The organism is Billgrantia sulfidoxydans (assembly GCF_017868775.1).
Classification (GTDB): Bacteria; Pseudomonadota; Gammaproteobacteria; order Pseudomonadales; family Halomonadaceae; genus Halomonas; species Halomonas sulfidoxydans.
This window is the reverse complement of sequence record NZ_CP053381.1, coordinates 3,999,772-4,013,331: the sequence shown is the minus strand read 5'-3', so window position 1 is coordinate 4,013,331 and position 13,560 is coordinate 3,999,772. Positions and strand designations below refer to the sequence as shown.

Below are 13,560 nucleotides of genomic sequence, written 5' to 3'. Positions count from 1 at the left end.
ACCCAGTGTAGTGAAAGCCGCCAAGTCGTCATGCCTGTCCCGATATGCTGGTAGGCTAGGCGCTGGCAATCCGGGGGCAGGGCGAGGAGGGCAGGCACAGATGAGCGTGATACCGGCCGTTGGCGGTACGACACCCAGGCCGCGGGCGTCGAAGCGGGAGATCTTCGGGTGGGCGATGTTCGACTTCGCCAACCAGGCCTATACGCTGCTGATCATCACCGTGGTGTTCGGCGAGCTGTTCACCACCGTCATCGTCGGTGATCGCGGCGACGGCTTCCGCCTGGCCAACCTGCTATGGAGCCTGGCTCTGGCCGTGAGCTACCTGCTGGTAGTGGTCACCGGCCCGCTGTGCGGGGCGGTGATGGACTACCGGGCGGCCAAGAAGCGTTTCCTGTTCGTCAGCTACATCGCCACCGTGGTGGCCACCGCGCTGCTCTATTTCGTCGCTCCCGGCTATGTGCTGCTGGGGCTGTTGCTGATCGTGGTATCCAACTACGCCTATTCCATGGGCGAGTCCTTCATTGCGGCGTTCCTGCCCGACCTCGGCCCGCCCCAGGACCTCGGCAAGATCTCCGGCTTCGGCTGGGCGCTGGGCTACGTCGGCGGCCTGTTTGCCGCCGGGTTCACCCTGGTGGCACTGGGCGAGGCCAGCGCCGAGAACTTCGAGCGCATCCGCTGGGTGGGGCCCTTCGCGGCGGCGTTCTTCCTGATCACTGCCATTCCCACCTTCCTCTGGGTGAAGGAGCGCGGCGACCCACAGCCGCATGTCAAAACCTACCGCGAAATCGCCTGGGAGCGCGTCTCCACCACCCTGCACGAGCTGCGGCGCTTTCGCGACCTGGGCGTCTTTCTGGTGTCACTGCTGTTCTCCATGGCCGGGGTCTACATCATCATCGCCTTCGCCTTCATCTACGGTGCCCAGGTGATCGGCTGGGACGAATCGATTCGCAACGTCATGTTCATCATCGTGCAGGTCACCGCGGCGGCCGGCGCGCTGGGCTTCGGCTTCCTCCAGGACCGGATCGGCACCAAGTTCACCTACCAGTTGACCCTGCTGCTGTGGGTGGCGGCGATACTCGCCATCTGGGCCACGCCCGAGGTGACCGCCTGGCTCAACGCCAGCCTGGGGCTGGAGTGGGAGGCCCAACACCTGTTTCTGGTCGTCGGCTGCCTGGCCGGACTTTCGCTTGGCTCAAGCCAGTCGGCCAGCCGTGCCCTGGTGGGGCTGTTCTCGCCCACGCGCAAGGCCGCCGAGTTCTTCGGTTTTTGGGGGCTGGCTAACAAGCTGGCCGGCGTCTTCGGCATCGTCGGCCTGGGGCTGCTGCAGTCGGTGGTGGGGCTGCAGGCTTCGATCCTGCTGTGCGCGGTACTGTTCGTCGTTGCCATGCTGATCTGCCTGGCGGTGAACCAGGCCCGGGGGGAGCAGGCGGCGGCCGAGTGGGAGCGGTGCAACGGCCACGCCGCGGCGGGAAGCGCCGTGCGATGAGCCTGGATCCCTTGCTGCTGGTGCTGGTAGCGGCGACCTTCGTCGTCGCCGGTCTGGTCAAGGGCGTGATCGGCATGGGCATGCCCACGGTCTCGCTGGCCTTGCTTGCGGCCACGGTGGGGCTGCCGTCGGCCATGGCGCTGCTACTGGTCCCGACCATCGTCACCAATGTGTGGCAGGCGCTGGTCGGCGGTTACCTGCGCCAGATCCTGCGCCTGCTGTGGCCCTTCCTGCTGGCCTCGGTGGTGACCGTGTGGCTGGGGGTCGGCATTCTGGCCAGGGTCGACGTGCGCTGGCTTTCCGGCTTGCTGGGGGTGCTGCTCGCCTTCTATGCCCTCGCCGGGTTGTTCAACCTTGGCCTTGCTGCGCTGGTCAGCCGTGGCCGCTACGCCGCGCCGGTCAATGGCGCTTTGACTGGAATGCTGACCGGCATGACGGGCTCCTCAGTATTTCCCGGCGTGGCCTACCTGCAGTCCCTCGGGCTGCCGCGGGACATGCTGATTCAGGCCATGGGCGTCCTGTTTGTCGCGACCACCACGGCGCTGGGCTTCTCCATGGGCGAACAGCGTCTGCTCAGTGTGGAGCTGGGAGTGCTCTCTCTGGGAGCGGTGGTGCCGGCCATCGTGGGCATGCAGCTCGGCCAGCGGCTGCGTCAACGGCTTTCGGAGTCCACCTTTCGGCGGGTCTTCCTCAGCGGTCTGCTGGCCATGGGTGCCTATCTGCTGGTGCGCTCCCTGGCGGGCTGATGCCAGGGAGCGGGACCTCATTCGGCGAGGAAGGAGCGGATGCGATCGCCGGCCTGGTCGATGGCGACCACGCCGTCGAGATGGCCGCGATTGCCCTCCAGCGAGACCAGTTCGACTTCGGTGCCGTCGGCCTCGATCAGTTCGGCGGTCTGGCGTACGCCCTGCGGCGCGAAGACCAGGTCGTCCTCGCTGTAGAGGATCAGCGTGGGCGCCTCGATGCGCGCCAGCCCCTCTTCGAGGCTGTCGCCGTGGCCGGTGATGAAGGCCTGGTTGGCCTTCACCAGGTAGAGCAGGTGGTTGGCGTCGGCCAGTTCGGCCCGCGAGGCGGCGATGTCGTCGAGGGTCTGCTCAATGGCGTAGCGTGCCTCGAGCTCGCGGGTCGGGTCGGCATCCTCGTCGGCCCAGCTGCGGTCGAAGGTGGCGTTGGCCCACTGCCAGTGGTTGGCGTTGAGGGTGACGAGCTTGAGCGACTCGCGCAGGCCGTCCAGCGGTGGCTCGCCGTCATAGTAGTCGCCGCCGTTCCAGTTGGCGTCCAGGCGAATGGGGGCGGCCCAGGCGCCCAGGGTGGCGAGCAGCCAGGGGTCGGAAACACCGCCGCCGATCACCGGGATCAGCCGCTCGACCCGCTCGGGGTAGGCGCTGGCCCACTCGTAGGCCTGCAGCGCTCCCATGGAGGCGCCCATCACCGCGTGCAGTCGTTCGATGCCCTGGCTCTCGAGCAGGGCCTTCTGCACCTCGACGAAGTCGCGGATGGTGACCAGCGGGAAGTCGGTGCCCCAGGGCTCGCCGGTCTCCGGGTTGGTGGTGGCCGGTCCGGTGGTGGTCACGTTGGGGTCGTGGGCATTGAGGTTGACCAGCGTATCCGAGGCGATGATGTAGTATTCGTCGGTGTCCAGCGGCTTGCCGGGACCGATGATGGCGTCCCAGTAACCGGGCGCGGCGTCATCCTCGGCGTAACGGCCGGCGGCATGGCTGGTGCCGGAGAAGAAGTGGGTAATCAGGATGGCGTTGTCCTTCGCCTCGTTGAGTTCGCCGTAGGCCTCCCAGCCGATGCGCAGCGGGGCGATGGTCTCGCCCCCCGTGCTGGTGTAGGTCTCCATCTCGAAGACCTGTTTCTCCACCAGCTCGTCCCAGCCCAGCGCCGAGGCGCTGGCGCACAGCAGCAGAGCGACGAGTGGGGGGGCGGCCAGGCGCCTCGCGCTGGGGGAATGACGGCGAGCCAACCGGGTCGAAGATTCGATGCTCTCACGCATGGGGCTTATCCTTGTTCTTGTTGAAGCCATGGCCGACGGGCGTTGCCTTCGGCGCATGTCGCGGTTTCACTGGCTAAGGAAACTTGCCGCCCTTCAGTACAGACAGCGGAACCGAGGGTGTCAAAGCATCGTCGCGTTTGGTCAGGAGGGGAGTCGATGCAGCATGAATGCGGTTCGATCCGGCGCGCCGGAATGGGCATGATGTTGCTGTTCTGGGTGGCGTTCATCGGCTTCGGCAGCTGGTGGTTCCACGGCTTCCTCGAGAACCAGCGCAACCCGAATGCCCACCTGATCACCACCGTGAGCGGAACGGAAGAGCCGATCGTGCTCGAGCGCAACCGCTCGGGGCACTTTCTGGCCACGGGGCGTATCAACGGCGAACCGGTCGAGTTCCTGCTCGATACCGGCGCCACCTACGTCGCCGTGTCGGCGAGGCTGGCCGAGCAGTTGGGCCTGGAGCGTGCGGGCTCGGCATGGTTCAACACCGCCAATGGACGCGTGCGCGGCGACCTGACCTGGCTCGACGAGGTCAGCCTGGGGGGCTTCACCGCCAGCCAGGTGCGTGGCTCCATCAGCCCCGGGCTGGAGGGGGAGGTGGCCCTGCTGGGCATGAGCTTCCTCAACCGGTTCGACATCGAGATACGGGATACCCGCATGGTTCTGCGCCCGGCGCAGCCGTCCCGAGGAGGCGAATGAGGAAATTCTGGCGCGGCAGGCGAGCCGACAATCCCCACCAGATACCCGGCCCGGGATGGCTGGACGTGATGTGGCGAGTCAAGGCGCAGCTCTCGCACGATCGCGTCAACATGCTGGCGGCCGGCATTGCTTTCTATGCGCTGCTCTCGCTGTTCCCGGCCATCGGGGCGGTCATCTCGCTGTGGGCGCTGGCCTTCGATCCGGCAGAGGTGGCCAGCCAGATCGGCGAGATCAGCCGTTTCATGCCGCCGGGAGGGGCCCGGCTGATCCATGAGCAGGCCCGGGAGGTCAGCGAGAATACCGATACCGGGTTGAGTCTGACGGCCCTGCTCGGTCTGGCCGTGGCGATATTCCTCGCTTCCAAGGGGGTGCGCGGCCTGATGGTAGGGCTCAACGTGGTCTATGGCGAGGAGGACCGGCGTGGTCTGGTGCATCGCATGCTGGTGGTGGCCGCCCTTACCCTCGGCCTGATCCTGATGTCGCTGGCGGCCACGGTGTTCGTCGCCCTCTATCCCCTCGCCATCGGCTGGCTCGCCCTGGACGGCCCCCTGGTCACCCTGATCAAGTGGCTGCGCTGGCCGGCGCTGCTGCCGTTGATGATGTTCGTTATCGCTGTGCTCTACCGCTACGGCCCCTACCGCCGCTCGCCACGCTGGGAGTGGGTGAGCATGGGGACCGTGACGGCGACGCTGCTGTGGCTGCTGGGCTCGGGGGGGCTGTCGCTCTACGTGGGCCAGATTGCCAGCATGGACGAGCTCTACGGTTCGCTGGGGGCCGTGGTGGTGCTGATGCTGTGGTTCTGGCTCTCGTCGTACGTCGTATTGCTGGGGGCCGAGATCAACGCTGAAATGGAGCGCCAGACCCGGCGCGACACCACGGTGGGGGCGTCCCGGCCCATGGGGGAGCGGGGTGCCTATGCCGCCGATAGCTTGGGCCGGAAGCGGCCGTGGCGACGTCAACGACACCAGGGAGAGGACCCATGAGCCTGATCCGACAGCTCGGCATCGAGCTTCCCATACTCCAGGCGCCGATGGCTGGCGTGCAGGGCGGCGACCTGGCCGTGGCGGTGAGCGCGGCGGGTGGCCTTGGCGCCTTGCCCTGCGCCATGCTCGCACCCGAGGCGATGAGTGAGGAGCTGCGCCGTATCCGCGCGGCGACGACGCGACCGATCAACGTCAACTTTTTCTGCCACGTGCCGCCGGTGCCGGACGAGTCGCGGCAGGCGCGCTGGCATGAGGCGCTGGCCCCCTACTACGCCGAATACGGACTCGACATCGACGGCGTGCCGGCGGGGGCGGGGCGACGCCCGTTCGACCAGGCGGCCTGTGACGCCTTGGAGCCGTTTCGCCCCGAAGTGGTCAGTTTCCACTTCGGCCTGCCCGAGCCGGCATTGGTCGAGCGGGTCAAGGGCTGGGGCGCGAAGGTGCTCTCCTCCGCCACCACGGTCGAGGAGGCGCGCTGGCTCGAGGCACGCGGCGTCGACGCGGTGATCGCCCAGGGAGTGGAGGCCGGCGGCCACCGCGGCATGTTCCTCAGCGAGGACGTCACCACCCAGCTCGGCACCCTGGCCCTGCTGCCGCAAGTGGTGGCCGCCGTCTCGCTGCCGGTGATCGCCGCCGGCGGCATCGCCGATGCCCGTGGCGTGGCAGCCGCCCTGGCGCTGGGAGCCGCGGCCGTCCAGGTCGGCACCGCCTTCCTGTGCTGCCCCGAGGCCACTACCTCGGCGCTGCACCGCCGGGCGCTCATGAGCGAGGCGGCGCGCCACACCGCCCTGACCAACCTCTACACCGGGCGGCCTGCGCGCGGCATCGTCACTCGGTTGATGCGCGAGCTCGGCCCGCTCGGCGACGTGGCGCCTGCCTTTCCCCTGGCCACCGCCGCCATCGCGCCGCTGCGTAGCGCCGCCGAGGCGGCGGGCAGCGCCGACTTCTCGCCGCTGTGGGCCGGGCAGAACGCCAGCGCCTGCCGCGAGGTGCCCGCCGCGGAGGTAGTGCGCGCACTCGCCGCAGGCTTGCACTGACGGCGGGGCTGGCGGGGCGGCGCAGGACTGATATCATGGATGCATGAACAGTATTTCAGGCCCTGCGCCGGTCACCGCCTCGCTCGACGACCCCCTCTACTACCTGGCGAATTTCCGCTTCGTGCTAGGCTGGGTGGGCGAACGCCACGGCGACCTGCTGACTGCGGTGGAGCGCGCCTTGGTGGCCGATTTCGAGGCGTTGCCGCAGCCGTCCCAGGCGCTACTGGTACGCATGGTGATGCGCAAGGGCGAGCTCTTCCGCAGTGCCAAGCTCTGCTACCCGGAGGTCGGCGATACCCAGCGTGCGCTGACCCCGCTCGTCGAGGGCGGCTGGGTCGAGGCGGATCCGCCGCTGGGCCTCGCCGAACTCTTTCATCTGCTGCGCCTGGCCGAGCTGCGTCGAGCGCTGGCCGCGGAGATCGCCGCCGTCGGGCTGACGCCCAGGGCGAGCAAGGCGGTCCTGCAGGAGACGCTGCAGCCGCGCTTGACCCAGGTGCAGCGGCTGGCCGAATGGTGGCCGGAAGCCGGCGAGAGGCTGAGCGGCGAAAGCATCGTGCGCTTGACCGTGATGCCCTGGTGCGATCGGCTGCGGCTGATGTTCTTCGGCAACCTGCGCCAGGACTGGGCCGAGTTCGTGCTCACCGAGCTCGGTCTGCAGCGCTTCGAGCGAGTCGAGCTGACGCCCGGCTCACGGGCCTTCCAGCATCGCGAGGAGGTGGACGCCTACCTGGCGCTGCACGCGCTGCGTGAGCGGTTGGAGCAGGGGGAGTCGCCCGCGGCGCTGGTGGACGAGATGCCGGTCGTGCCGGCTGAGAATACCTGGCTGGCGCAGCGGCGAGGCAGGCTGGCGTTCCTGCTGGGCCAGTCCGCCGAGCGTCACGGTCAGGAGACGCTGGCCCTGCGGCTCTATGCCGAGAGCGGTGACGGGCCGGGGGGGCAGGTAGAGGCGCGCATACGCCGCCTGCGGCTGCTGGAGCGGCGGGGGGAGCATCGCCAGGCCCATGCCCTGGCCAGTCGGGCCTGGGGATCGGACCTAGGCGAACAGGAGACCCAGGCGCTGGCGCGGCTGCTGCCCAGACTGTGCCGCCGGCTGGGGCTGGCACCGCCGGGCCGCGAGCCCGACGTCGCGCCGCAGCGGCTCGACCTGTGCCTGCCGCGCATCGGCTCGTCGGGCGTCGAGCAGGCCGTGGCCGAGTACCTGAGCCGTCCTGAGGCCCCGGTGCACTATGTCGAGAACACGCTCATGACGGGCCTGTTCGGCCTGCTCTGCTGGCCGGCGCTGTTCGCGCCGCTGCCCGGCGCCTTCTTCCACCCGTTCCACGCTGGCCCCGCGGATCTTCACCACGACGACTTCGTGGCCCGCCGCCGAGAGCGCTTCGAGGCCTGCCTGGCGCGGCTCGACGATGGTACCCACGGCGACGCGATCTGGCGTGCCTGGCGAGAGAAACGTGGGCTGGCATCGCCCTTCGTGCACTGGGAGGCCCTTGACGAGGCGCTGCTCGAGCAGGCACTGGCCTGCCTTCCGGCCGCCCACCTGCGCGCCTGCTTCGAGCGCCTGCTGACCGACCTCAGGGCCAATCGCGCCGGGTTGCCCGACCTGATCCAGTTCCTGCCCGGTGGCGAGCCCCGCTATCGACTGATCGAGGTGAAGGGCCCCGGCGACAGGCTGCAGGACAACCAGCGCCGCTGGCTGGCGTTCTTCCGTGCGCAGGGGATCGACGCCGTGGTCTGCCATGTGACCTGGCAGCAGGACGCGGCGTCGTGAGCGCTGCCATGGCGCATGCCGCAACGCCGCGCTACCGGGTGGCCGTGCGGGCACTGTGCGACTTCACCGCCCGCGAGGGCGACCTCGACCACCGCTTCACGCCCTCGCCCAGTGCCCGTGAGGGTATCGCCGGCCATGCCCTGGTGACGGGGCGCCGCGAAGAGGGCTACGAGCGCGAGATCGTCCTGAGTGGGTGTCACCGCGGCCTCCTCGTCAGCGGGCGGGCCGATGGCTATGATCCGCGGCACAACCGGCTCGAGGAGATCAAGACCCATCGCGGCGACCTGTCGCGCATGGCCGCCAACCAGCGCGCCCTGCACTGGGCCCAGGTCAGGGTCTACGGGGCGCTGCTGTGCGCCGAACGAGGGCTCGACTCCTTGACCCTGGCGCTGGTCTACCTCGACATCGGCAGCGAGCGCGAGACACTGCTCACCGAGACGGCCAGCGCCGCCGATCTCACCGCCTTCTTCGAGGCCCAGTGCGAGCGCTTCCTGGGCTGGGCCGAGCAGGAGGCGCAGCATCGCCAGGCGCGCGACACCGCCCTAGCCGACCTGGACTTCCCCCACGCCGAGTTTCGTCCCGGGCAGCGTGAGCTGGCCGAGGGCGTCTACAAGGCGGCAGCCACCGGTCGCTGCCTGCTGGCCGAGGCCCCGACCGGCATCGGCAAAACCGTGGCCACGCTGTTTCCCACGCTCAAGGCGATGCCGCGCCAAGGCATCGATCGGCTCGCCTTCCTGACCATGAAGACCCCGGGGCGGCGCCTGGCGCTGGATGCCCTGGCCCGGCTGGGGACCGCCGGCCAGGGCGGAGGAGGGGCCGGGGACCGCCAGCGGCATCTGCCCCTGCGGGTGCTGGAGCTGACCGCCCGCAGCAAGGTCTGCGAGCATCCCGACAAGGCGTGTCATGGCGATGCCTGCCCGCTGGCCGCCGGCTTCTACGACCGCTTGCCCAGCGCCCGTCAGGCCGCGGTCGCGCGGGGCTGGCTCGATCGTGAGGCGCTGCGCCAGGTGGCGCGCGAGCATGGTATCTGCCCCTATTACCTGGGGCAGGAGCTGGCACGCTGGAGCGACGTCTGCGTGGGCGACGTCAACCACTACTTCGATGCGTCGGCGCTGCTGTACGGCCTGGCCCAGGCCAATGGCTGGCGCCTGGCGCTGTTGGTGGACGAAGCGCACAACCTGGTGGAGCGGGCCCGCGGCATGTACAGCGGTGAGCTGCACCAGCGCGCCTTCGGCCAGTTGCACCGCAGTGCCCCCGCGCCGCTGGTGAAGCCCCTCGGGCGGCTGATGCGCCAATGGCAGGCCTTGGTGCGGGAACAGGGCGGCGCCGACGAGGGCCAGGCGGGCCAGCCGACCTACCGCGTCCTCGACGACCTGCCCGCGCGGTTCGTCGGCGCCCTGCAGCAGGCGGCTGCGGCGATCACCGACTATCTGGCCGAGCACCCGGGCGGCGCCGACCCGCTCCTGCAGGAGCGGCTGTTCGAGGCCCTGGGCTTCTGTCGCCTGGCCGAGTCGTTCGGCGAGCACTCGCTGTGCGACCTGACCCGGCACGGTCGCGGTCGCGCGGTGTTGGGCCTGCGCAACCTGATCCCGGCGGATTTCCTGGCGCCGCGCTTCGCCCAGGCGCACAGCAGCGTGCTGTTCTCGGCGACCCTGTCACCGGTGGCCTACCACCGTGACCTGCTGGGCGTGCCCGGCCAGAGCGTGAGGCTGTCGGTCGCCTCGCCGTTTCGCGCCGAGCAGCTCGAGGTGCGCATCCAGGGCGCCATCTCGACGCGCCTGCGTGACCGCGAGGCCTCGCTCGACCCCATCGTCGACGAGCTGGCCGGCCAGTACCGCCGCCGCCCCGGTCTCTATCTCGCCTTCTTCAGCAGTTTCGCCTACCTGCAGGCCGTGGAGGCGCGGCTGGCACGCCGCCACCCCGAGCTGCCCTGCTGGAGCCAATCCCGCGGCATGCGTGAAGCCGAGCGCGATGCGTTCCTGGCGCGCTTTCAGCCGGGTGCGCAGGGCATCGGCTTCGCGGTGCTGGGCGGGGCTTTCGGCGAGGGCATCGACCTGCCCGGCGAGCGGCTGATCGGCGCCTTCATCGCCACCCTGGGTCTGCCGCCGTTCGATCCCTTCAACGAGGCGCTCAAGGCCAGGCTGGAGTCGCGCTTCGGCTGTGGCGACGCCTATGCCTATCGCATCCCGGGACTGATCAAGGTGATCCAGGCCGCCGGCAGGGTGATCCGCAGCCCTCAGGATCGCGGCACGCTGGTGCTGATGGACGATCGCTTCCAGCGGCACGAGGTGCGTCAGCTGTTACCCGAATGGTGGCGAACGGCGTGAAGCGCGCTACCTTGATTCACATAACGCTACAGTTTCGGATTGTTGCTCGTGACGCTGCGTGCTAGTTCTTGAATCAGCACCTACTGCTGGACAAGGAGATGTCGAATGGGAATCGAAGTAGGCGGCCTGCTGGGTCTGATCTGGCTGATCATCCTGGTCTGGGCCATCGTCAAGGTGGCCAAGAGTCCGGCCGGGCCCATCGCCAAGCTGCTGTGGATCATCGTGCTGCTGGTCTTCCCGCTGGTCGGCCTGATCATCTGGCTGCTGATGGGGCCCAAGGGGTAGCGATGCCCCGAGGTTGTCCGGCGGCTCGCCGCGGTCGCATTTGACGCATTCGAGTGCGAGCCCGAGGCGCGAAACGCGGCCGGCCTCCGTCGTGACCCAGGGGCGCTCGACCCAGGGCGGCTGGTGGCGGACATGCTGGTTGTGGCCGCATTCGAGTTCGGCGACCCAGTGGTTTTCTTCGTCCTGATGGTAACCCACGATGGCACGGCGCATGCAGCCTCCTATAGCGAGCGACGCAGTGCGCTCAGCAGTCGATGGCGCTGCCGGCACGCACCCGCCCGAAGTTGCTGAGCACCAGTTGGGCGCCCTGTTCGTGGCGACCGCAGATGCGGAAGGTGCCATTGTGCCCCGCTGGCCGCCCCAGGGCACCATAGCGTACCGGCTTGCCATCCTGGCGATAGCTGACACGAACGCCGCGGTTGGCCTCGATCACTCGCAGCAGGGCGCTCTCGGAAAATTCGTTTCCCGCCAGGGGGCCGAGGACGATGGCCAACGGGGCGCTCCAGTCGTCCATGACGCAGCGCCTGTGGTCGGGGCTGGGGCAGACGATCACCGGGGTGCGCCGGGTGATGGCCGTGTTGCGCCCCAGCGAGAGTGCCACCCGCAGTCGATGCGCTTCGGCGGTCACTTCGTGGCGGGCGCTCATCGCCTGAAGCCCGGGAACCGCCCAGCCCAGCAGCACGCTGGCCACGGCGATGACCACGAGGAGTTCGATGAGGGTGAGGCCGCGCTGGCGCAGGGCGGCGCTAGGCGAGGCGTGAGCCGCGTCCATGAAGCTCTCCTGGAGGGATTCCCCTGATCATGAGGCATTCACTCTAGTCGAGACCGGCGCGGCGTCTATCAGCCATTACCGATAGAGTTTGTAGGCGATTGCCGTCATCGCCTGACGGTCTACTCCTCGGGGCGTTGCTCCTGGAGGAAGCGGTCGCGATGGGCACTGCTGCAGAACCACTCTCCCTGGTCGCGCAGGGCATCGGTCTCGGGGACGTGCACCTGACACCAGGCGCAGCGCACCATCTGGCCGCCCTCTTGGTGCGATTCGCCCTCGAGCCGCTCCTCGTGGTCAAGCTTCCATTCGCGGTACATGCGATAGAGCTTGAGGCCGGCGAAGAACAACACGGCGAAGATGATCAGCCGAATGAGCAACAGGTTCATCCTCGTTCGTCTCCCAGGTGGGGGCTAGCGGCTTTGCCAGCCGGACGCCCTTGCGGGACAATACAGTGACCTCGGATTCTCAAGAGATTTCTACGCCCATGCAAGATTTGACGCTGGTGATGGCGCAATTGGACCCGTTGGTCGGGGACATCCCCGGCAACGCCGATCGTGCCATCGAAGCCGTTCGCGAGGCGCGCATCGAACATGGTGCCGACATCGTGGTGTTCCCTGAGCTGTTCCTGAGCGGCTATCCCCCCGAGGATCTGCTGCTGCGCCCTTCAATGGAGACCCGCCTGCGCGAGGCGCGTTCCCGCATGGCGGCGAAAATGTCCCGCGACGTGCTGGTGATCATCGGCTATCCCGGCCGGCGCGAAGGGCTCGGCTACAACCTCGCCGGGCTGCTCTACAACGGCGAGTGGATCGGTGAATACGCCAAGCAGGCGCTGCCCAACTACCAGGTCTTCGACGAGCGCCGCTATTTCAGTACCGGTGAGCAGAGTCTGGTGATCGAGCACAAGGGCGCCAGGCTCGGCATCCTGATCTGCGAAGACATCTGGGACGGGGGCCCGGTGCGGGCGGCCCGCGATGACGGAGCGGACATCCTCGTCACGCTCAACGCTTCGCCCTATCACCAGGACAAGCCGGCCGAGCGCCTGCGCCTGCTCGAGCAGCGAGCCGCCGAGGTGGCGCTGCCGCTGGTCTACGTCAATACCATCGGCGGCCAGGACGAGCTGGTCTTCGACGGCGGCTCGGCCTGCGTCGACGCAAGCGGCCAGGTGCGGGTAGTGGCGCCCTACTGGCAGGCGGGACTGATGCCGGTGCAGTTCGTCAAAGAGGCAGACGGATGGGTGCCGCAGGAGGGGGAGATCGAAGCCCCCGAGGCGCCCGAGGAGAGCCTCTACTGCGCGCTGGTCAGCGGCGTGCGCGACTACGTCAACAAGAGCGGCTTCCAGGGCGTGGTGCTGGGGCTCTCCGGCGGCATCGACTCGGCCCTGTCGCTTGCCATCGCGGTGGACGCGCTGGGGCCGCAGCGGGTGCATGCGGTGATGATGCCGTATCGCTACACCGCCGACATCTCCCAGGAAGACGCCGCCGAGCAGGCGCGGCTGCTCGGCGTGCACTACGAGGTGCTGCCGATCGAGCCCATGGTCGACGCCTTCATGGCCACCCTGGCCGACACCTTCGCCGGCACCGAGCGCGACACCACCGAGGAGAACCTGCAGTCGCGCTGTCGTGGTGTGCTGCTGATGGCGATCTCCAACAAGAAAGGCCTGATGGTGCTGACCACCGGCAACAAGAGCGAGATGGCGGTGGGCTATGCCACGCTCTACGGCGACATGGTGGGCGGCTTCAATGCGCTCAAGGACGTCTACAAGAGTTGGGTCTATCGCCTGGCCCGTTGGCGCAACACCCAGTCGCCGGCAATTCCCGAGCGAGTGATCACACGCCCGCCTTCGGCTGAGCTGGCGCCGGACCAGAAGGATACCGACTCGCTGCCTGACTACGACACCCTCGACGCCATCCTGGCGCGCTACATCGAGGGCGACATGAGCGCCGAGGCGATCATCGACGCCGGTTTTGAGCGTGATGACGTCTACCAGGTGGTCAAGCTGGTCGATCGCAACGAGTACAAGCGGCGCCAGGCGCCGGTGGGGGTGCGGGTCACGCCGCGCGGGTTCGGCCGCGATCGTCGCTATCCCATTGTCAACGGCTGGCAGCCTGGGGAGTAGGCTCCAGACCCACGAGCCTGAACCAAGAAGAACGCCACCGCCGAATGGGCGGTGGCGTTCGCGTTCTGGCGGCTTAGCCTTGATAAGCCCGTAGCCC

The 13,560-nt window shown here is 68.4% G+C and carries 12 protein-coding genes and 1 pseudogene; 9 read left to right on the top strand and 4 right to left on the bottom strand.

Translation table 11 applies throughout. The features are described from left to right. The first annotated feature begins 100 nt into the window (after positions 1–100). Together HNO51_RS18580 and HNO51_RS18575 are read left to right on the top strand one after the other, a co-directional pair. Positions 101–1,486 (top strand): MFS transporter, encoded by a 1,386-nt coding sequence (locus HNO51_RS18580; RefSeq protein WP_197448661.1) that lies wholly within the window; start codon positions 101–103, stop codon positions 1,484–1,486. Further along, positions 1,483–2,232, top strand: coding sequence for a sulfite exporter TauE/SafE family protein (locus HNO51_RS18575; protein WP_197448660.1), 750 nt, complete (start codon positions 1,483–1,485; stop codon positions 2,230–2,232). The genes HNO51_RS18580 and HNO51_RS18575 overlap by 4 nt, the downstream gene beginning before the upstream one ends. Before the next feature lie 17 nt (positions 2,233–2,249). Here the strand turns inward: HNO51_RS18575 and HNO51_RS18570 are convergent, their stop codons facing one another. Beyond that, entirely contained in the window at positions 2,250–3,485 is a 1,236-nt protein-coding gene (locus tag HNO51_RS18570) for an E22 family MetX-like putative esterase (protein WP_197448659.1), read from the bottom strand. 156 nt (positions 3,486–3,641) lie between these two features. Here HNO51_RS18570 and HNO51_RS18565 point away from each other — a divergent pair, with 156 nt between their 5' ends. From HNO51_RS18565 to HNO51_RS18540, 6 genes are all read left to right on the top strand, one after another. Further along, on the top strand, positions 3,642–4,181 hold the full coding sequence (locus HNO51_RS18565; protein WP_197448658.1) for a retropepsin-like aspartic protease family protein: 540 nt from the start codon (positions 3,642–3,644) through the stop codon (positions 4,179–4,181). Then, positions 4,178–5,164, top strand: a complete 987-nt coding sequence (locus HNO51_RS18560) for a YihY/virulence factor BrkB family protein (RefSeq protein WP_197448657.1) — start codon at positions 4,178–4,180, stop codon at positions 5,162–5,164. Before HNO51_RS18565 ends, HNO51_RS18560 begins: the two co-directional genes overlap by 4 nt. After that, positions 5,161–6,201: an NAD(P)H-dependent flavin oxidoreductase gene (locus HNO51_RS18555; protein ID WP_197448656.1), complete on the top strand. Its 1,041-nt coding sequence runs from the start codon at positions 5,161–5,163 to the stop codon at positions 6,199–6,201. The genes HNO51_RS18560 and HNO51_RS18555 overlap by 4 nt, the downstream gene beginning before the upstream one ends. A 43-nt stretch (positions 6,202–6,244) precedes the next feature. Next, a complete protein-coding gene (locus tag HNO51_RS18550; protein WP_197448655.1) occupies positions 6,245–7,966 on the top strand; it encodes a VRR-NUC domain-containing protein in 1,722 nt (573 codons plus the stop codon). An 8-nt stretch (positions 7,967–7,974) separates the two neighbouring features. Then, positions 7,975–10,293, top strand: a complete 2,319-nt coding sequence (locus HNO51_RS18545) for an ATP-dependent DNA helicase (RefSeq protein WP_197451115.1) — start codon at positions 7,975–7,977, stop codon at positions 10,291–10,293. 105 nt (positions 10,294–10,398) lie between these two features. Then, a complete protein-coding gene (locus HNO51_RS18540) occupies positions 10,399–10,578 on the top strand; it encodes a PLDc N-terminal domain-containing protein (protein ID WP_159554855.1) in 180 nt (59 codons plus the stop codon). Positions 10,579–10,617: 39 nt separating this feature from the next. Here HNO51_RS18540 and HNO51_RS18535 read toward each other — a convergent pair. The 3 genes and pseudogenes from HNO51_RS18535 to HNO51_RS18525 form a co-directional block, all read right to left on the bottom strand. After that, positions 10,618–10,791, bottom strand: a pseudogene (locus HNO51_RS18535) (DUF3565 domain-containing protein); the annotation flags it as partial. Between the two features lie 31 nt (positions 10,792–10,822). Next, positions 10,823–11,350: a GspH/FimT family pseudopilin gene (locus tag HNO51_RS18530; RefSeq protein ID WP_197448654.1), complete on the bottom strand. Its 528-nt coding sequence runs from the start codon at positions 11,348–11,350 to the stop codon at positions 10,823–10,825. Between the two features lie 119 nt (positions 11,351–11,469). Then, positions 11,470–11,733 (bottom strand): PP0621 family protein, encoded by a 264-nt coding sequence (locus tag HNO51_RS18525; RefSeq protein WP_197448653.1) that lies wholly within the window; start codon positions 11,731–11,733, stop codon positions 11,470–11,472. Positions 11,734–11,831: 98 nt separating this feature from the next. Here HNO51_RS18525 and HNO51_RS18520 point away from each other — a divergent pair, with 98 nt between their 5' ends. Further along, entirely contained in the window at positions 11,832–13,463 is a 1,632-nt protein-coding gene (locus tag HNO51_RS18520; protein ID WP_209538049.1) for an NAD+ synthase, read from the top strand. Positions 13,464–13,560 lie beyond the last annotated feature (97 nt).

Coding starts and splice junctions, on each gene's coding strand:
- HNO51_RS18580 (WP_197448661.1), top strand. CDS start 101: ATGAGCGTGATACCGGCCGTTGGCGGTACGACACCCAGGCCGCGGGCG.
- HNO51_RS18575 (WP_197448660.1), top strand. CDS start 1,483: ATGAGCCTGGATCCCTTGCTGCTGGTGCTGGTAGCGGCGACCTTCGTC.
- HNO51_RS18570 (WP_197448659.1), bottom strand. CDS start 3,485: ATGCGTGAGAGCATCGAATCTTCGACCCGGTTGGCTCGCCGTCATTCC.
- HNO51_RS18565 (WP_197448658.1), top strand. CDS start 3,642: ATGCAGCATGAATGCGGTTCGATCCGGCGCGCCGGAATGGGCATGATG.
- HNO51_RS18560 (WP_197448657.1), top strand. CDS start 4,178: ATGAGGAAATTCTGGCGCGGCAGGCGAGCCGACAATCCCCACCAGATA.
- HNO51_RS18555 (WP_197448656.1), top strand. CDS start 5,161: ATGAGCCTGATCCGACAGCTCGGCATCGAGCTTCCCATACTCCAGGCG.
- HNO51_RS18550 (WP_197448655.1), top strand. CDS start 6,245: ATGAACAGTATTTCAGGCCCTGCGCCGGTCACCGCCTCGCTCGACGAC.
- HNO51_RS18545 (WP_197451115.1), top strand. CDS start 7,975: ATGGCGCATGCCGCAACGCCGCGCTACCGGGTGGCCGTGCGGGCACTG.
- HNO51_RS18540 (WP_159554855.1), top strand. CDS start 10,399: ATGGGAATCGAAGTAGGCGGCCTGCTGGGTCTGATCTGGCTGATCATC.
- HNO51_RS18530 (WP_197448654.1), bottom strand. CDS start 11,350: ATGGACGCGGCTCACGCCTCGCCTAGCGCCGCCCTGCGCCAGCGCGGC.
- HNO51_RS18525 (WP_197448653.1), bottom strand. CDS start 11,733: ATGAACCTGTTGCTCATTCGGCTGATCATCTTCGCCGTGTTGTTCTTC.
- HNO51_RS18520 (WP_209538049.1), top strand. CDS start 11,832: ATGCAAGATTTGACGCTGGTGATGGCGCAATTGGACCCGTTGGTCGGG.